An 18,372-nucleotide genomic window follows, 5' to 3' on the forward strand; every position below is an offset into this window, starting at 1 on the left:
AGGAGATGCACAGAGCGTGAGTTTTTTATCCTCGCTTGCCAGCCGATTCTTGGCTTTGTTGCTCGGGCTGGTGTTACCACTGGCATGGGTTTCACTGCCACCTCTCCCCTGGCTGTTGCTATTGAGCTTTTTGCTGCCCGCGATCGGTCTGTGCCGGCCTCCTGGCCGGCATGTGGCGCTGATCGGCGCAGGCTTCGTCTGGGCCTGTCTGTTCCATCACCAACAACTGGAGCAACGCCTGCCGGCGGAGTTGGATATGCAGACGGTGGTGTTGGAGGGCCGTGTCCATGGTCTCCCAGAAGCGACGGATACGGGCTGGCGTTTCATGCTACGCAATGCGCGTATAGCGGATACCGGCGAACCTCTGCCGCCGATCCGAACACACTGGTATTCAGGTGAGCAAGTGTTCCCGGGTGAATACTGGCGATTTCATGCACGGCTACGGCGGCCCAGAGGACTGGCCAATCCAGGGCGTTTCGATTATGAGGCCTGGCTTTACGCCAGAGAGATTGGCGCTTTGGCCAGCGTGCGCAGCGGCGAGCTTCTGGCGCTGCCGCACAGTGCGGGGCTAGGACCGGTGCGGGCCTATATCCGGCAGCGGCTGGATGCGGTGTTTGCCGACACAGCACAGCGTTCTCGGCTCGCAGCCTTGGTGGTCGGCGATCGCAGCGTATTGAGTAAGGCCGATTGGCAGGTGTTGCAGGCCACGGGCACCAGCCACCTGATGGTCATTTCCGGGCTGCATGTGGGCATGCTCGCCGCGGCCGTTTTTGCGCTGGCGTCACTGCTGGGCCGTATAGGCTGGTTACCCGTCCCCTGGCCGCGGATATGGCTCGCGGCACCCCTGGCGATTGTTGCTGCGGCTGTCTATGCCGGGCTTGCTGGCTTTGCCGTGCCGACGCAACGGGCGTTATTGATGGTCGCGCTGGTATTGCTCGCGCGGTTGGTATATCGGCAGCCGGGACCCTGGATATTCTGGCTTATGGCGATATGTGCGGTCACCTTGTTTGATCCCGCTGCACCCTTGCTGGCTGGCTTCTGGCTATCTTTTATGGCGGTGGGTTTGCTGGTTCTCGGCATGCACGGGCGCTTGCAACAGCGAGGGTTGTGGTGGCGTTGGGGGCGTGCGCAGTGGGTGGTATTTATCGGTCTCTGGCCATGGCTGTTGCTATGGGGCATGCCGGGCAGCGTGATCGCGCCCTTGATCAATGTGCTGGCGATTCCCTGGGTCAGTGTGCTGGTGGTGCCAGCCGGATTGCTTGGTACTGGATTAGAACTGTTGTTCGGCTTTTCCTGGCTGCTTGTGGCAGCCGATCAGGCACTGGTATGGCTGTTCGATAAACTGGCCTGGGCCGCACAGTGGCATATCCCCAGCTACCTGGCTTTCCCCGGCTGGATCAACTGGTCTTTGGGCACGCTGGCGACCCTGGCTTTGCTAAGCCCGCTGGCCAGGTTGCTGTGGCTGCCGGCACTCGTGTGTCTACCGGTGATGCTTCACAATCCCCAGTCTCGCCCTGAGGAGCAGCAGTTGTGGGTCACCGTGCTGGATGTTGGGCAGGGTTTGGCAGTGCTATTGCAAACCCGGGACCATAGCTTGCTTTATGATGCGGGCGCGCGCTTGTCCAGCGGGTTTGACCTGGGTGAGGCGGTAGTCCACCCAGCCCTGGTAGAGCTGGGCGTCGAGCGCCTTGACGGGATGCTGATCAGCCATGCGGATAATGACCATGCCGGAGGTGCCATGGCTCTGGTCAGCCGCTTGCCGGTAGCGCAGGTATTGGCCGGCCAGCATGAATCGCTGCCGGACGCGCTGCAGGCCAGAGCCTGTGTTCCGGGTGAATCGTGGCGCTGGAATGGTGTGACCTTTGCGGTGGTTTATAGCGCTCCGCCGCCTGCGCCAGCCAACGAGCGCTCCTGCGTATTACGTGCCGGCGTGGGCCGGGCGAGTGTCTTGTTGCCAGGTGACCTGGGTATTCGCGGCGAGTACCAGATGCTGCGTGAGCCACTCGATGCTCAGCTTCTTATTGCGCCACATCATGGCAGCCGTAGTTCATCGTCCTACGCCTTTATCCGTGCGGTAGACCCGCGCTGGGTGGTGTTCAGCGCCGGGCATGGCAATGCATTTAACCATCCACATCCCAAGGTTGTGGATCGCTACCGCGAATTGGCTGTGGAACCTGTTTATACTAGCGCCTCGGGTGCGGTGCGTTTCGTGTTGGACGACGCACGCGGCAGCTACTGGAAATGGTCCTGGCGTGAAAAGGCTCGGCGTTTCTGGCATGAATAACAAGATTGCGCAGGCAGGGCTAGGCGCTGTGCTAGAGTTAGCCATCATTTGGGGGAGGGAACGCGTGTGTGGGAATTGATCAGTGCGGGCGGCTGGCTGATGCTGCCGATAGTATTATTTTCAGTGGTGGCTGTCGCCATCGTGATAGAGCGTTTGTGGACGTTGCGCCTGGACCGGGTCGCACCTCCCAGCTTGCTCGGCCAGGTCTGGCGTTGGGTCAAGGACGGTGAGCTTGACGCGGCAAAGCTGAAAACCTTGCGGGCCGACTCGCCGCTGGGTGAGATTCTTGCTGCAGGGCTGGCCAATTCAAGGCATGGCCGGGACATCATGAAAGAGTGCATTCAGGAAGCCGCTGGCAAGGTCATCCACGAGCTGGAACGTTACCTCAATACCCTGGGTACCATCGCCGCGATCACGCCGCTGCTCGGTCTGTTGGGTACGGTCATCGGCATGATAGACGTGTTCAGTGCCATCATGATTCAGGGTACGGGTAATACGGGCGTTTTGGCTGGTGGTATCTCCAAGGCGTTGATTACCACCGCCGCCGGTTTGACCGTGGCTATCCCTGCGCTGTTTTTCCACCGCTTTTTTGTCCGCCGGGTAGAAGAGCTGGTGATTGCCATGGAGCAGGAAGCGACCAAGCTGGTAGAGGTTATGCAGGGCAATCGTGAAGTAGAAGGCGCTGAGCAGCCAGTGAAGGTGTCGCATGTTGGCAGCACACGCAAGGGAGCCTGACTGTGAACTTCCGACGCAAGAAGGCTGACGAGGCCAGCGTAAATCTTACCCCGCTGATTGACGTGGTGTTTCTGTTACTGATTTTCTTCATGGTCTCGACCACCTTTACCCGCGAAACACAGCTCAAGCTCGATCTGCCGCAGGCCGCGTCCGGCGAGCAGGCCGAGAGTACCGCTGGGCAGCAGATCGAGTTGGTCATATCGGCTTCAGGCGACATTGCCATCAACGCAAAGGCCTTGGCCGCGCCCTCGGTTGATACTCTGAAAACCGCGCTGCAACGTGAGTCTGCAGGCGATACCGAGTTACCACTGATCATCACTGCCGATGCCCAAACTCCGCACCAGGCGGTGATTATGGCCATGGATGCGGCTGGCCAGCTGGGCTTTACCCGGCTGCGGCTGACCACCAGTGAGATGGAGGCGGGCGATAGCCAGTGAGTGGTTTTTCTCTGGAGCAGTTCATGCTGCGGGCCTGGTATCAGTCAAGCCCGTGGCTGAGGTTACTCAGACCGCTTTCCGTGCTCTACGCGGCGGTCGCTAGCCGTCGTCGTCAGCGTTTTCTTAGCGACCCATCCCTGGTCTGGCGAGCCCCTGTTCCGGTCATTGTGGTGGGTAATATCACCCTCGGAGGAACCGGCAAAACCCCTATGTGCATTTGGCTTATATGCTATTTGCAGTCGTTGGGTTTGCGTCCTGGCGTGATCAGTCGCGGTTACGGCGCCAATAAGGTGGTGGGCTTTCCGCACTTGATCGCCCCGCTGATTGACCAGCCTGGGGAGGTAGGCGACGAGCCGTTACTGATCGCTCGCCGCTGCGCTGTACCTGTGGTCATTGATCCCGATCGACCAGCCGCAGCGCGGCATCTGTTGGCTAATGCGGATGTCGACGTGATCATCAGCGATGATGGTTTGCAGCACTATGCGCTGGGCCGAGATGTGGAAATTCTAATGCTCGACGCCGCCCGGGGCCTGGGTAATGCTCGCTGCCTGCCGGAAGGGCCGCTGCGCGAACCGGCTCGGCGGCTGGCGTCCGTGGACCTGGTCGTGAGCAACGGCTTGGCGGCTGACACGGCGGGCACTTTTGCCATGCAACTGGCGCCGACCGAGTTGGTTAATTTGCGCAGCGGTGAGCGTTTGGCGCCCCAGAGCTGGCGGGCGGGCAGGGAGGTCGAAGCCATTGCCGGGATCGGCAACCCGCAGCGTTTTTTTAGTACCTTGGAAGGGTTATCCTTGCAACCACACGGGCATGCTTTCCCGGACCACGCACAGTATACGGTAGACAGTTTTGCCGCTTGTGACCCGGCCAAGCCACTGATCATGACCGAAAAGGACGCCATCAAATGTGCCGGCTTCGCGCGGGATAACTGGTGGTATCTGAGTATTGATGCATCGCTGGGCGATGCGTTTGTTTCAGCTTTGCAGCAGCGGCTTGATGGACTGCCGGATTAACGCTGCGGCGCTGAGCCCCCCCAATTGCTTTCAGGAGTTGTCTGATGGATCCCAAATTGCTTGATATTCTCGCCTGCCCGTTGTGCAAGGGGCCTCTGGTGCTTAATGCTGACAAGACCGAGCTCTGGTGCCGTGCCGACGGATTGGCTTTTCCGGTGCGTGATGGCATACCGGTGATGTTGGAGAGTGAGGCAAGGGCGCTGGACGCTGATGAGCGGTTGGATCGCTGAGCATGTTTCACGTCATCATTCCCGCCCGGTTTGCTTCAACCCGCCTGCCGGGAAAGCCATTGCTGGATATCGTCGGCAAGCCGATGATCCAACACGTTTGGGAGCAGGCATGTAGAAGCAACGCGGCCAGTGTCACCGTAGCCACTGACGACCAACGCATTGCCGATGCCTGTGCCCGCTTTGGCGCCGCGGTGGTACTGACGCGCAGTGACCATCCCTCGGGCACCGATCGTTTGCAGGAAGTGGTAACCCAGCTGGGGTTGGCGGCCGATGCTTGCGTGGTCAACGTGCAGGGCGATGAGCCGTTGATTCCGCCAGCCCTGATCAATCAGGTGGCAGCCAATCTCTTGGCTTATCCCCAGGCGAGCATGGCTACCCTGGCTGAGCCGTTGGCGGATCTGCAAAGCCTGTTCAACCCCAATGTGGTCAAGCTGGTCACCGATCAGCAGGGGTTCGCGTTGTACTTCAGCCGCGCGCCGATGCCCTGGTGTCGGGATGCCTTCGGCGAAGAGCCAAAGACGCTGCCTGTGGATGTACCCTTCCGCCGGCACATAGGTCTCTACGCGTATAAAGTCAGTTTCTTGCATGATTATGTCACCTGGCCGCCGAGCCCTCTGGAGCAGGCGGAATCGCTTGAGCAGCTGCGAGCGCTGTGGTTTGGTTGCCGTATTCAGGTTTCAGACGCCTGTGAGGCACCTCCAGCGGGTGTGGATACCCAAGCGGATCTGGAGCGTGTGCGGGTACTGTTGGGGGCACCATGACGCGCATACTTTTTGTCTGCCTTGGCAACATCTGCCGCTCACCCACGGCTGAAGGGGTCTTCGCCAGTCAGTTGCAGCGCAGTACCTTGATGCATGATGTGTGCATCGACTCGGCTGGAACCGGTGGGTTCCATACAGGTGAAGCGCCAGACCGCCGAGCTAGCGCTGCCGCGCTGCAGCGCGGTTATGACATTCGGGCCCTGCGTGCCCGGGCAGTGGTTGACGAGGATTTTGAACGCTTCGATCTTATTCTCGCAATGGATCAGAGCAATCTGAACAATCTGCGCGCTCGCGCACCAGCGCAGGCGCGGGCACAACTACATTTAATGATGGACTTTGCGTCTGGTGACTGGCCCTGCGAAGTGCCTGATCCGTATTTTGGTGGTGATGATGGGTTTGAGCGCGTGCTCGATATGCTCGAGGCTGCTAGTTGCGGGTTACTCGAACAGCTGGCAAAACCTTCATGCTGAAGCTGACCGAGAACGCAGATCTGCAGGCACTCAATACCCTGGGTATCCGTGAGCAGGCTCAGCATCTGGTTTGCGTCGAAAGTGAGGCGGAGCTGCGTGCGGCGCTGGCATTGGCCCAGGCGCAGAACTGGCCGATCACGTTACTCGGCGGCGGCAGCAATGTGTTGCTAGCCGGCCCGCTTCCAGGCCTGGTCATCGTCATGCGTAGTCGCGGCCGGCGCATTGTGCAGCGCAGCGCTGAAGGTGTGGTGATCGAAGGCGAGGCGGGTGAAAACTGGCATGCACTGGTCAACTGGTCGTTGGATCAGGGGTTGTCCGGACTGGAAAATCTGTCATTGATCCCGGGTACACTGGGCGCCGCGCCGGTGCAGAATATTGGTGCCTATGGCGTCGAGCTTAAAGACAGCTTCGACAGCCTGGAGGCGTTGGACCGGGAAACCGGTCAGGTGCAGCGTTTCACCCGGGTAGACTGCCGCTTTGCCTACCGCGATTCCCTCTTCAAGCAAGCAGCGGGGCGTTACGTTATCCTCCGCGTTCGTTTGCGTCTACGCGCTCAGCCGGTACTGAAAGTGGATTATGCGCCCTTGGCGGCTGCATGGCAGGCCACCGGCCTGCAGCGTCCCGATGCGCGGGTGGTAAGCGCACTGGTCTGTCGCATACGCAGCAGTAAGCTGCCGGACCCCGCGCTTCTGGGCAATGCCGGGAGTTTTTTCAAGAACCCGCTGGTGTCTGCAGCCAGGTTAAACGAGCTGCTCGCTAAACATCCGCAACTGCCGCATTACCCGCAGCCTGATGGGCAATTCAAGGTGGCGGCCGGGTGGATGATAGAACAGGCTGGCTGGAAGGGTTATCGAGTCGGCAATGTGGGTGTTCACAGTGAACAGGCTCTGGTTCTGGTCAACTTCGGCACTGCCCGCGGTTGGGAGGTGTCGGCGCTGGCGAATAACATCAAACAGGATATATTGATGCGCTTTGGCGTGGAGCTGGAGATGGAACCGCAACGGATCGGCTGATGCTATCGTTAAGCTCCGCACACTAAATAGGTGGCATAAAAAAAGGGATGCTTGCGCATCCCCTTTTTTTGCTCTGAACCTGCTTATCGCGGGTTCTTGTCGGCATCCTCAGACGAATCAACTTTCACTTCGTCTTGAGCTTTCTCTGCCGCGTCCTCTTGCTCTGCTGCATCACTCTCGGGCTCGATTGCCAGCGCGGCTTGTTCTGGTGCTGAGGTTGCGCGGGGCGCTTCCTCTGGCTCCACCGCAGTGGCAGCAGCGTCAGTCTCGACAGCAGGCTGTGGTGTTTCTGCTGCGACATCTTCTTCGATAACGGCCTCTTCTACCTTTGCCTCTGGCTCTGGCGCGTTCTGAACGACAGGCGTTACTGGCTCGGCTTCTGCCTGTTCGGCAAGTCGTTTGGCTTCAAGTTGGCGGCGGCGAATTTCCCGCGGATCGTTATAGGCTCGACCGCTTTCCGTTATGGCTGGGGTCGGTTCAGCTGGTACTTCGCTGACCGGCTCCACGGTCACTTCAGCAACCGTTTCTACAACAGTCTCCACAACAGTCTCTGGCTCCGGTGCAGGTGCTACCGGCGTTTCTACTGTGGTCAGTTCGGTAGTGGTTTCGTTAACAGACTGGGTAACGGGGGCGACGGTTTCGGTTGTTTCAACGGCTACGGGTGTGACGGTTTCCGGCGTAATTGCCTCTTCGGGTGTTTCAACGTGCTCGGCCTCGGCAGCCTGCTGCTCGCTGGGTTGTGAGTGGCTGAAGGCTTCCACCGCATGCTCAATCGATGCTTCGAGTTCGGCAGCAGCCTGGGTCAAGCCGGCTTCTACCTGCGCGTTGATCTCACCGTCGTCGGCTTCAGGCGCAACTGCGGCAGCCTGTTGCTGGCTTTCTAGATCGGGCAGTGCAGCGGTAGCCGCGACAGCGGCGATCGCAACCTGGTTTGGCTCGACATTAGCGTCGGCTTGCTCAGCTTGCTCGCTGTTTTGTTCGCCATCGGCATTCAGGGTTTCGTCCTGATTGACACGGCTGCGACGGTTGTTGCGGCGGCGCTGGCTATTGCGTGAACGCCGCTTGGGACGCTCGCCCTCGTTACCTTCTTCCGTGACATCCTGACTTACCTGCTCGAGATCAGTGACCTCCTCGGTGGCCAGCTTTTCTTCAGTGCGGCGCGGGCGGCGTTCGGTTGGTGCCTCGCTGCGCGCTGGGTTAGTGGCTTCCTGGTCCGCTTGGCGTACTTCGGTGCTTGCTTCTACAGGTCCGCGTCGACGGCGACGGGTGGTCGGCGCTTCTGTAGTAGGAGCGCTGCTGCTATCAATGGCTGCAGCGGGTGGCAGATCGCGTTTCTCGGTCTGTGGCTCATTGCGTGGTGCCTGCGTTTTGCGCTCGGGGCGCTCGGCGCGTTCAGGCTTGTCGGCACGCTCATTACGCTCAAGCTTTTCCGCGCGCTCGGGACGGTCGCTGCGCTCATTGCGTGGGCGGCGATTGCGGCTATTGCGGCGCTCGTCGTTACGCTTGTTGTCGCGGTTGGCTGGACGGCTTTCGGCCTTGGCTTCCGGCTTGCTGGCTTCGGTGCTGACAGGCTGCTCGTCGCTGGCAAACAGGCTCACTAGTGATTTGATCAGACCCTTGAAAATGCCCGGTTGGGCTTCCTGAATAGCCTGGGCTGCTGCGGCCACTGGAGAGGGCGCAGGGCGCGAAGGGGCAATGGTTTTGACCGCTGCTTCCTGACGCACAATGGCTTTGGTCTGGCTGACCGGCGCAGGTTCTTCAGCGACGATCTCACTGCTCATGGTGTAGCTGGTTTCGCCGTTTAGCACCGACTCGTGATCATCACGCAGGCGTTGCACGTCGAAGTGCGGTGTTTCCATATGTTCGCTGGGCAGGATCAGCAGGCGGACCTTGGTACGCTCTTCAGTCTTGGCCAGCGCATCGCGCTTCTCGTTGAGCAAGAAGGTGGCGACGGCAATCGGCACATGTGCACGGACTTCGGCGGTACGTTCCTTGAGGGCTTCCTCTTCAATTAGACGCAGCACGGACAGGGACAGGGATTCAACGTCGCGGATGGTGCCACGGCCATTACAACGTGGGCAGACGATGCCGCTGGTTTCACCCAGGGACGGACGCAGACGCTGACGAGACATTTCCAGCAGTCCAAAGCGCGAGATGCGGCCCACTTGCACACGAGCACGGTCAGCCTCGAGGCTTTCTTTGACGCGTTCTTCTACGGCGCGTTGGTTCTTCGCCGGGGTCATGTCGATAAAGTCGATGACAATCAGGCCACCGATATCACGCAAACGTAACTGGCGGGCGATTTCTTCAGCCGCTTCCAGGTTGGTTTGCAGCGCGGTTTCCTCGATATCAGCACCTTTAGTGGCGCGCGAGGAGTTGATGTCTACCGATACCAGTGCTTCAGTGTGATCGATGACGATGGAACCGCCGGAAGGTAGCTTCACTTCGCGTTCGAAAGCGGTTTCGATCTGGCTTTCGATCTGGAAACGGTTGAACAGCGGTACGGTGTCTTCGTACAGTTTGACCTTGCTCGCGTACTGCGGCATGACCTGGCTGATAAAGTTCAGCGCCTCTTCCTTGACCGTTTCGCTGTCGATCAGCACTTCGCCGATGTCCTGGCGCAGGTAGTCGCGGATTGCCCGAATGATAACGTTGCTTTCCTGATAGATCAGGAACGGGGAGGGGCGTTCGGTAGAGGCGCCTTTGATCGCGCCCCAGAGCTGAAGCAGGTAATCCAGATCCCATTGCAGTTCTTCGGCGCTGCGGCCCAGGCCAGCGGTACGGACAATCATGCCCATGTCGGCGGGTACGTTCAGGCTGTTGATGGCTTCACGCAGATCGTTGCGCTCATCGCCTTCGATACGGCGCGAAATACCACCGGCGCGCGGGTTGTTAGGCATCAGTACCAGATAGCGGCCAGCCAGACTGATAAAGGTGGTCAGGGCGGCGCCTTTGTTGCCACGCTCTTCCTTGTCTACCTGGACAATGACTTCCTGGCCTTCACGTAGTACTTCCTTGATATTGACGCGGCCTTCAGGCTGCTTGGAGAAGTATTCGCGGGAGATTTCCTTGAGAGGAAGAAAACCGTGACGATCAGAACCGAAGTCGACGAACGCGGCTTCGAGGCTGGGCTCGACCCGGGTGATCCGGCCTTTATAGATGTTGGCTTTCTTCTGCTCACGGGCTCCGGATTCAATATCCAGATCGTACAGGCGCTGGCCATCTACCAGGGCGACGCGCAACTCTTCGGGTTGAGTTGCGTTGATCAGCATTCTTTTCATGAAGTACCGTTGTGTTTCCAGTGCTCCCGGATTACACAATGACGGCACCTGCGACTCTTATGTCAGGTGTCAGGCGTGTTTCTGCTTGGGCCAACCTTGCCCTGGTTCAGAGTGGTTATCACGGCCTGAGCAGTGACAACCGCGTCTGTCTACGGCGAGTACAGAGAAACTATTTCAGAAAACCTTCAAAGACGGGCTGGCGTGATCTGGTCACAGCACGACCTGGTGAATAATCCTGGCCAGAGATGCCGGCATCGGATGGTGTCTTACCACCGGCAGAAGATCAGATCGCCTGCTGGCATGTTCAAAGGTTCCTTCGGGAGGAATCAGCCGGACTGGGAACGGGGACACATAAATGGCACGTATCTACGCTCGTCACATGATCCTGAAGCTGTGCATCTCCACCTAACACAAACCCATCTTAATCGGGTGCCGCTCATCGTCATGCGGGGAGCGGGTTTATATTCTGGCTGCCACATGGCAACCAGCGTGTCGATCAATAAGGCCGCCTGGCAAGTTCTATAATAGCCTGGCGAGGCCTCTATATCGGTGTTTCTGGGGGCTGCGGCATCATTTTGTGCTAGCGGTTTCCCCGGCTGCTTGTTACGCAGCCCGTCCGAATATAACAGCATTTTTTAAGTGCTTCAATTGCAAGAAAAAATGTATCATGCGCGGATGAATACAAGTACCTCCGATATGCCCCCTAAAGTCCAGATTGATCTGATTACCGAAGACCAGGCCGGTCAACGTATCGACAACTATCTGCTGACCCGCCTCAAGGGTGCACCGCGCACCTTTGTCTACCGTATTCTGCGCAAGGGCGAGGTGCGGGTGAATAAGGGCCGGATTAAACCCGAATACCGGCTTCAGGCAGGCGATAACGTACGCATTCCACCGGTCAGATTGCCCGAGCCGAACGAGCCAGTATTGGTCGGGCAGGGCATTTTGCAGGCGTTGGAAACTAATATTGTGTATGAGGACAAAGGCCTGATTGTGGTCAACAAGCCAGCGGGTCTGGCTGTACATGGCGGCAGTGGGTTGAATTTTGGCGTGATCGAAGCCATGCGTCAGCTGCGTCCCGATTGCCCGCAACTGGAACTGGTGCATCGCCTCGATCGGGATACCTCCGGTTGCCTGATGATCGCAAAAAAACGCAGCATGTTGCGGCATTTGCACGCGGCTTTGCGCGGCGATGGGGTGCGCAAGCGTTACCTGGCTCTGGTGCGCGGGCACTGGCCCGCCACCACCAAGCGCGTACATGCGCCTTTGCAGAAGAACAACCTGCGCTCCGGGGAGCGGATGGTCGAGGTTAATCCAGAGGGTAAGGAATCTTTGACCGAGTTCAGCGTGGTCAAGCGCTTTGGCGATTTTGCCACCCTGGTCGAGGCGCGCCCGATTACCGGGCGCACCCATCAGATCAGGGTGCACGCCCGGCATGCAGGCCACCCGATTGCCGGTGACCCGAAATACGGTGATGACGACTTTTCCCAGCAGATCCGCGAGATGGGTGGTAAGCGGTTGTTTTTGCATGCCGCCTCGCTGACAACTGAGCTGCCGGATGGTACGCGCCTGGAGGTGGCTGCAGAGCCAGGCAAAATGTGGGATGACGTGCTGAGAAAACTCGCTAATGTCTGAGATTCGAACAATTATTTTTGACTGGGATGGCACGCTGTCGGACTCCATCTCACGCATTGTCGAATGCATGCGTGGCGCCGCCGAGCTGATTGACGTGCCGTTGCCGGCAGAGCAGCAGGTCCGCGATATCATCGGCCTTGGCTTGCCGGAGGCCGTAGCTGTTCTGTTTCCCGGTATTGATGATCCTGCGCTGACGCGCCGCCTTACCGAGGCGTACAGTCAGTTTTTTGTCGCGCAGGAACACACGCCGTCGCCTTTGTTTGATGGCGTGTTGGAAGCTTTGGCGGATTTTCGGCAGGCCGGCTACCAGCTTGCCGTGGCGACCGGAAAAAGCCGGCGCGGGCTCGATCGGGTACTTAAGTCACATGATCTGACGAATTTCTTTGATGTCACTCGTTGCGCCGATGAGAGTCTGAGTAAGCCGCACCCACGGATGCTCGAAGAAATTCTCAATCATCTGGAAACCCCTGCCAGCCGGGCTGTGATGCTCGGTGACAGTGAATATGATATCCGCATGGCGCATAACGCCCGGGTCCGTGCGGTGGCTGTCAGTTACGGTGCGCAGTCCCGCGAGCATCTGTTGCAAACCCGGCCGGAGCATTGTATTGATGCTTTCAGCGAGTTCCATCCTTGGGTTATGTCGTCAACGAACTCCGCACCCGTCAGCAAAACTATCTGTGTCCCCGTCAGTAGAGGTTAGAGCATGTCATCGGATAAGTGGACCGAGAGTCCGCAGCAGGATCGTGAGCAAACTCGGGAGGCGGCATTGAAAAGCCGTGAAGACCGTAAGGCCTGGGAGCTTCTGGAAAAGGGCTTGCTGGCGTCGGTGCAGGAGCAGCGTCGCTCGCGGCGTTGGGGTATTTTTTTCAAGACGCTGACATTTGTTTATCTGTTCGGCGCGATCATGCTGTTTTCTCCATTTTCCTCGTTGGATCGGGCCAGCTCGGCTAGCAAGCCGCACACCGCTGTCATCGAGCTGCGCGGGATTATTGCCGATCAGCAGGAGGCTAGTGCAGATAATCTGGTCACCAGCTTGCGTAGCGCATTTGAGGACGACAAGACACGTGGCGTCATTTTGCGCATCAATAGTCCGGGCGGTAGCCCAGTACAGTCTGGCTACGTATATGATGAAATCAAACGCCTGCGTGCTTTGTATCCAGACAAGAAAGTTTATGCGGTGATCACTGATCTGGGTGCCTCTGGCGCTTACTATATCGCTGCCGCTGCAGACGAGATCTATGCTGACAAGGCCAGTTTGGTGGGTTCAATTGGTGTGACGGCCGCCGGGTTCGGTTTTGTCGATACCCTGGAGAAGCTCGGTGTCGAGCGGCGCACCTATACGGCGGGTGAGCACAAGGCATTTCTGGATCCCTTCCAACCAGAAAAGCCGGAAGAGCGCGCGTTCTGGCAGGACGTTCTGCAAACCACTCATCAGCAGTTCATTGCGCAGGTAAAAGCCGGCCGAGGGGATCGTCTCAAGGAGCATCCGGATATGTTCAGTGGTCTGGTCTGGTCTGGGGAGCAGGCCGTGGAGTTGGGCCTGGTTGATGGGCTGGCCAGTACCTCGGCGGTGGCGCGGGATATTATTGGTGTGGAGGAGCTGGTTGACTTTACCCATCGCGAGTCGCCCTTCCAGCGCTTCTCGCGCCAGCTGGGTACGAGTATCGGCAATACCCTGGCAACGCACCTGGGTTTGAGTGCGCCAGTGCTACGCTGAGGTTGTGCTGCTCAGGGTAGATCGACCCCTTCCTTTATAAGCATGTCACACAGCCTGATCAATGGAAGTCCGATCAGGCTGTTGGGGTCATCGCCGTGTAGTGCATGAAAAAGCGTAATGCCTAGCCCCTCCATCTTGAAGCTTCCTGCGCAATCATAGGGCTGCTCCTTTAATAGGTAGCGCTCGATGCGCTCTGCGTTCAGCGTCCTGAATACCACTTCGAAGGGTTCGACTACGCACTGGCTTTCACCACTCTGGCTATTAAGTAGGCACAGTGAGGTGAGAAAAGTCAGCGTCCTGCCGCTGCATGCTCGTAGTTGCTCGCGCGCTGCCTGGTGAGTGCCCGGCTTGCTAACGGCGGCGCCATCCAACAGCAAGACCTGGTCAGAGCCGATTAGCAGGTGTTGTGGATACTGGTGAATCAGCGCCGACGCTTTGGCTTGGGCTAGGCGCAGGGTCAGTTGTCTTGCGCTTTCGCCGAGCTTCGGCGTTTCGTCAATCTCAGGTGCGGCCCAGTTGAAGGGCAGGTCCAATCGTTCGAGCAGGGCGCGTCGATAGGGCGAGCTGGAGGCGAGTACAATGGGCAGCATGCTATTGACCTGACTAGGGAGTGGAGGCTGCATTCTAACCCCGGCACCCGGGGTTGTGATTAAACTGCAAATAGTTTTGACAGCGGGGCGCATGATGCCTAGAATTGCGCGCTTATGTCTGGACCCATACCTGCACACATAGAGCCACGCAAGCTGGTTGACCGCGAAATCGTTCTGAAAGGAACCGTTGCTGCCGTCAAGATGCCACGCCTGAGTGCCCTGTTGGACGCTCCTGCCGGGGACGTTCAAGTTGAACTCGCTTTTGCGCGGGACGAGCAGGGTATTGCTACCCTGCACGGACACTACCAGGTCGAGGTAGCACTGATTTGTCAGCGCTGCTTGGAACAGGTGGTGGTACCGCTTGATAGTCAGTGTGACGTGGGTTTTGTAACCAGTGACGAGGCAGCCAAACAACTGCCGCGGCACTATGAACCGGTTGTTATGGATGATGAACCCCTGGATCTGCATGCGCTGATCGAGGATGAACTGCTCCTGGCTCTGCCTGCAGTTCCAATGCATCCAATGGAAACATGTCAGCATCCTCGGGGTTATCAACCCGATCCAGAGGAGCCTGAAGCGGAAAAGACTGAGAAGCCTAATCCCTTTAGTGTGTTGGCATCGTTAAAACGTGATACCTGAAAAGCTTAGGAGCTTATCGCCATGGCTGTACAGCAGAACAAAAAGTCTCGTTCCGCACGCGGAATGCGTCGTTCACACGATTCACTGACTTCAGCGGCTCTGTCAGTGGACAGCACCACTGGCGAGACTCATCTTCGTCACCACATGACTCCAGATGGCTTTTACCGTGGCCGTCAGATAGTCAACAAGGACAACGACGAGTAAGTCTTGTCCACGTCAGTCCGTCTTGCGATTGATGTGATGGGCGGGGACTTCGGTCCCCGTTGCATTATTCCTGCGGTTGCCCGCAGTTTGCAGATGATGCCTGATCTGCATGTTCTTTTGGTTGGCTCCGCCGACCCCGTCCTCACGCTTTGCCAACAACATCGTCTCCCCCCCGAACGTTTCCAGCTTGTTCCCACAACTGAAGTCATTCTCGCCGATGATCCTCCTGCCAGTGTTTTGCGCGGCAAGAAGGATGCGTCCATGCGTGTGGCCATCGAGCAAGTCAGGGATGGGCGCGCACATGGCTGTCTGAGCGCGGGTAATACCGGTGCATTGATGGTGCTGTCGCGGGCGCTGCTGGGTACGCTGCAAGGTATCGAGCGTCCGGCAATCATGGCGGCACTGCCGGTAGCCGGCCGCTGTTGTTTTCTTCTCGATTTGGGCGCCAATGTGGACTGCTCCGCCAGGCAGTTGTTCGAGTTCGCCATCATGGGATCGGAGGCAGCCAGCGAAATCTGCGGTATCGACAGGCCTCGTGTCGGGCTGTTGAATATCGGCAGTGAGGTGAACAAGGGGTCGCAGAATGTGCGTGAGGCGGCCCAACTGCTACGCGACAGTGATCGGGTGAATTACATCGGTCATGTTGAAGGCGATGCGCTCTTTCGCGGCGACGCTGATGTGGTGGTCTGTGACGGTTTTGTTGGCAATGTGGTGCTCAAGGCCAGTGAGGGGCTTGCTGGCTATCTCCAGGGTGAAATTCGTAATGCTCTGGGCAGTAGTCTGTTGCTGCGCTGTTTGGCGCCGGTGCTGCGCGGCGCGTTGAAACCGATGGTCCGGCGGCATGATCCCGGCTGCTACAATGGAGCCAGCTTGCTCGGGTTGAACGGCGTAGTGGTCAAAAGTCATGGCAATGCCGATGAGACGGCTTTCTGCACTGCTATCCAGCAGGCGGTGCAGGTGAGTCGTGCCGGTCTGCCGCAGCGTCTCGCTGCGAGGCTCGAGGGCCTGAGTTGGCCGCTGAGATGAAGCCTTATTGTGACCTGTTGGTCATCGCGACCATCCAACCTGCAATTCGTACGGCGCTAGACATGCACGCTGGTTACACTGGTTTTGATAATAAAATGAGGAAGATGGTATGACTCAAACCCTCGCATTCGTATTTCCGGGGCAGGGCTCTCAGGCGATTGGTATGCTGGCTGGCCAAGCCGAGCAACACGGCCTGATTGCCGATACCTTCGCTGAGGCGTCTGAGGCCTTGGGCTACGATCTGTGGAAAATCTGTCAGCAGGGGCCAGAAGCCGAACTTAATCGCACCGATATTACCCAGCCCGCTATTCTTGCTGCCTCTGTAGCCTTGTGGCGTCTCTGGTGCGCGCAGACTGATGTACGGCCAGCCTATGTCGCTGGACACAGCCTGGGTGAGTACTCCGCGTTGGTGGCGGCAAATGTAATCGGCTTTGCCGATGCCCTGCGTCTGGTTGAGCGCCGTGGCCAATTGATGCAACAAGCGGTACCCCAGGGGCAGGGCGGGATGGCGGCGATTCTCGGGCTGGAAGATCAGCAGATTATCGATATCTGCGCAGAGACGGCCCAGGGCGACGTGGTCAGTGCGGTCAATTTCAATGCGCCAGGGCAAGTTGTTATTGCTGGTCAGGCAGCCGCGGTAGAGCGGGCGATAGCTGGGTGCAAGGCCGCTGGTGCCAAGCGAGCCATCGCTTTGCCGGTCAGCGTGCCATCACATTGTGCCTTGATGCAATCGGCTGCCGAACAGCTGGGCAAGGATTTCGCGGGGCTTGATTGGCAGCCTGCGCAGATGATTCTGGTGCAGAATGTCTCGGCGCGTCCTGCAGCCGATCTGGATAGCCTGCGTCACCTATTGGTGGAGCAGCTGTATAATCCGGTGCGCTGGGTAGAGAGTATCGTCTGGCTGGCGGAACAGGGCGTGACTGATTTGGTCGAGTGTGGGCCGGGCAAGGTGCTTTCCGGGCTGAACAAGCGCTGCGCAAAGGGCGTGAATACTCATCATCTGGAATCGGTTGATGGCTTTTCCGCAACCCTGAATCACTTTATACAAGGAGCCTGAACATGAGTCTCGAGGGAAAAGTTGCTTTGGTCACCGGCGCAAGTCGTGGTATTGGCCAAGCCATTGCTCACGCTCTGGCAGCCAAGGGTGCCACTGTAATAGGCACCGCTACCAGTGACAATGGCGCTGCGGCTATCGCCGCCAAGCTGACCCAGGCGGGTTATTCCGGCACAGGTATGAAGCTGGATGTACGTGACCCGGCCTCGGTTGCCGCGGTGCTTGAGCAGGTTGCTCAGGAGTTCGGTGCGCCGGCTATTTTGGTTAATAATGCAGGCATCACCGGCGATAACTTGCTGATGCGCATGAAAGATGACGAATGGGACGAGGTGATCAATACCAATCTCGGTTCTGTTTACCGCCTGTCCAAGGCGGTACTGCGGGGCATGACCAAAGCTCGCTGGGGGCGTATTATCAACATCAGTTCGGTGGTCGCGGGTATGGGTAATGCGGGGCAATCCAATTACGCTGCGTCCAAGGCCGGGATGGAAGGTTTTACCCGGGCACTGGCTCGCGAAGTAGGCTCGCGGTCGATCACCGTCAATGCGGTAGCGCCGGGTTTTATTGACACCGATATGACCAAGGCCTTGAATGAAGGGCAGCGCTCTGCAATGCTGGAACAAATCCCGCTCGGGCGTCTTGGGCAGGCAGAAGAAATCGCTGCAGTGGTCGAGTTTCTGGCCAGCGAGCCGGCTGGGTACATCACTGGAGCAATCATTCCGGTGAATGGTGGAATGTATATGAGTTAAGCTACGCCCCTCTGGAATGGGCTCTAGGGCCCGGAATGCAGGGGTATTTTTTACGCGGTGAAGGCCCAGTGGCCTTGACCTCTTTGAGATAGAAACGATTCGTGCTTGAAATGACGCAAATTGTTTCTATAAACTACCCGCAGTCCGGCTTCCCGGAACTGCAACCAGGAGTGAGAACAAGGTATGAGTACCATCGAAGAACGCGTCAAGAAAATCGTTGCCGAGCAGCTCGGCGTCAAAGAAGAAGAAGTGACCAACAGTGCTTCTTTTGTTGAAGACCTTGGCGCTGACTCGCTTGATACCGTTGAGCTGGTCATGGCTCTCGAAGAAGAATTCGAGACCGAGATTCCGGATGAAGATGCTGAAAAAATCACCACCGTTCAGGAAGCTATCAACTACGTGAATACTCATCAGAAGTAATCACGCAGTTAGCTGACTGTACTGAAAAAGCCGCAGTTCCGTAATGGATCTGCGGCTTTTTTGTTTGTCTAGATTGTTCGTTGGCGGAGTAATCTGCCCGGCTTATATTGCCGAGCA

Annotated in this window: 19 protein-coding genes; 17 read left to right on the forward strand and 2 right to left on the reverse strand. The window is 58.0% G+C overall.

The features are described from left to right. Positions 1–16: 16 nt before the first annotated feature. From K787_RS0108600 to murB, 8 genes are all read left to right on the forward strand, one after another. Positions 17–2,284: a DNA internalization-related competence protein ComEC/Rec2 gene (locus K787_RS0108600; protein WP_028614751.1), complete on the forward strand. Its 2,268-nt coding sequence runs from the start codon at positions 17–19 to the stop codon at positions 2,282–2,284. A gap of 66 nt (positions 2,285–2,350) precedes the next feature. Further along, on the forward strand, positions 2,351–3,019 hold the full coding sequence (gene pocA, locus K787_RS22600; RefSeq protein ID WP_022962391.1) for a flagellar polar localization protein PocA: 669 nt from the start codon (positions 2,351–2,353) through the stop codon (positions 3,017–3,019). 2 nt (positions 3,020–3,021) lie between these two features. After that, positions 3,022–3,456, forward strand: coding sequence for a flagellar polar localization protein PocB (pocB, locus tag K787_RS0108610; protein WP_022962392.1), 435 nt, complete (start codon positions 3,022–3,024; stop codon positions 3,454–3,456). Between the two features lie 23 nt (positions 3,457–3,479). Beyond that, positions 3,480–4,466: a tetraacyldisaccharide 4'-kinase gene (gene lpxK / locus K787_RS0108615; protein ID WP_022962393.1), complete on the forward strand. Its 987-nt coding sequence runs from the start codon at positions 3,480–3,482 to the stop codon at positions 4,464–4,466. 44 nt (positions 4,467–4,510) lie between these two features. Further along, a complete protein-coding gene (locus K787_RS0108620) occupies positions 4,511–4,696 on the forward strand; it encodes a Trm112 family protein (RefSeq protein ID WP_022962394.1) in 186 nt (61 codons plus the stop codon). Positions 4,697–4,698: 2 nt separating this feature from the next. Then, positions 4,699–5,457, forward strand: coding sequence for a 3-deoxy-manno-octulosonate cytidylyltransferase (gene kdsB / locus K787_RS0108625; protein ID WP_022962395.1), 759 nt, complete (start codon positions 4,699–4,701; stop codon positions 5,455–5,457). Continuing rightward, entirely contained in the window at positions 5,454–5,927 is a 474-nt protein-coding gene (locus K787_RS0108630; RefSeq protein ID WP_022962396.1) for a low molecular weight protein-tyrosine-phosphatase, read from the forward strand. Before kdsB ends, K787_RS0108630 begins: the two co-directional genes overlap by 4 nt. Beyond that, positions 5,921–6,940 (forward strand): UDP-N-acetylmuramate dehydrogenase, encoded by a 1,020-nt coding sequence (gene murB, locus K787_RS0108635; RefSeq protein ID WP_022962397.1) that lies wholly within the window; start codon positions 5,921–5,923, stop codon positions 6,938–6,940. The genes K787_RS0108630 and murB overlap by 7 nt, the downstream gene beginning before the upstream one ends. 83 nt (positions 6,941–7,023) lie before the next feature. Here the strand turns inward: murB and rne are convergent, their stop codons facing one another. Then, on the reverse strand, positions 7,024–10,221 hold the full coding sequence (gene rne / locus K787_RS22605) for a ribonuclease E (protein ID WP_022962398.1): 3,198 nt from the start codon (positions 10,219–10,221) through the stop codon (positions 7,024–7,026). 696 nt (positions 10,222–10,917) lie between these two features. On the opposite strand from rne, the gene rluC reads away from it, so the two are divergent. The 3 genes from rluC to sppA are packed head-to-tail and all read left to right on the forward strand — an operon-like array spanning position 10,918 to position 13,573. After that, on the forward strand, positions 10,918–11,856 hold the full coding sequence (gene rluC, locus K787_RS0108645; RefSeq protein ID WP_235801915.1) for a 23S rRNA pseudouridine(955/2504/2580) synthase RluC: 939 nt from the start codon (positions 10,918–10,920) through the stop codon (positions 11,854–11,856). Beyond that, positions 11,849–12,556: an HAD-IA family hydrolase gene (locus K787_RS22610; protein ID WP_022962400.1), complete on the forward strand. Its 708-nt coding sequence runs from the start codon at positions 11,849–11,851 to the stop codon at positions 12,554–12,556. The genes rluC and K787_RS22610 overlap by 8 nt, the downstream gene beginning before the upstream one ends. 3 nt (positions 12,557–12,559) lie before the next feature. Further along, the gene (sppA, locus tag K787_RS0108655; protein WP_022962401.1) at positions 12,560–13,573 is read left to right on the forward strand and encodes a signal peptide peptidase SppA; all 1,014 of its coding nucleotides are present in this window, start codon (positions 12,560–12,562) and stop codon (positions 13,571–13,573) included. An 11-nt stretch (positions 13,574–13,584) separates the two neighbouring features. Here the strand turns inward: sppA and K787_RS0108660 are convergent, their stop codons facing one another. Then, the gene (locus K787_RS0108660; RefSeq protein WP_022962402.1) at positions 13,585–14,163 is read right to left on the reverse strand and encodes a Maf family protein; all 579 of its coding nucleotides are present in this window, start codon (positions 14,161–14,163) and stop codon (positions 13,585–13,587) included. Between the two features lie 114 nt (positions 14,164–14,277). Here K787_RS0108660 and K787_RS0108665 point away from each other — a divergent pair, with 114 nt between their 5' ends. The 6 genes from K787_RS0108665 (at position 14,278) to acpP (ending at position 18,255) form a co-directional block, all read left to right on the forward strand. After that, complete coding sequence (locus K787_RS0108665; RefSeq protein ID WP_022962403.1) at positions 14,278–14,802, forward strand: YceD family protein; 525 nt, start codon at positions 14,278–14,280, stop codon at positions 14,800–14,802. Between the two features lie 21 nt (positions 14,803–14,823). Then, positions 14,824–15,006 (forward strand): 50S ribosomal protein L32, encoded by a 183-nt coding sequence (rpmF, locus tag K787_RS24660; RefSeq protein WP_084671990.1) that lies wholly within the window; start codon positions 14,824–14,826, stop codon positions 15,004–15,006. 3 nt (positions 15,007–15,009) lie between these two features. Next, positions 15,010–16,032, forward strand: a complete 1,023-nt coding sequence (gene plsX / locus K787_RS0108670) for a phosphate acyltransferase PlsX (protein WP_028614756.1) — start codon at positions 15,010–15,012, stop codon at positions 16,030–16,032. A gap of 109 nt (positions 16,033–16,141) precedes the next feature. Next, positions 16,142–17,089 carry an ACP S-malonyltransferase gene (gene fabD, locus K787_RS0108680; RefSeq protein WP_022962405.1) on the forward strand — a complete coding sequence of 316 codons (948 nt, stop codon included), beginning with the start codon at positions 16,142–16,144 and terminating at the stop codon, positions 17,087–17,089. A 2-nt stretch (positions 17,090–17,091) separates the two neighbouring features. Next, positions 17,092–17,835: a 3-oxoacyl-ACP reductase FabG gene (gene fabG, locus K787_RS0108685; protein WP_022962406.1), complete on the forward strand. Its 744-nt coding sequence runs from the start codon at positions 17,092–17,094 to the stop codon at positions 17,833–17,835. 183 nt (positions 17,836–18,018) lie between these two features. Beyond that, the gene (acpP, locus tag K787_RS0108690) at positions 18,019–18,255 is read left to right on the forward strand and encodes an acyl carrier protein (RefSeq protein ID WP_022962407.1); all 237 of its coding nucleotides are present in this window, start codon (positions 18,019–18,021) and stop codon (positions 18,253–18,255) included. Positions 18,256–18,372 lie beyond the last annotated feature (117 nt).

The organism is Halopseudomonas pelagia CL-AP6, from assembly GCF_000410875.1.
Lineage (GTDB): Bacteria > Pseudomonadota > Gammaproteobacteria > Pseudomonadales > Pseudomonadaceae > Halopseudomonas > Halopseudomonas pelagia.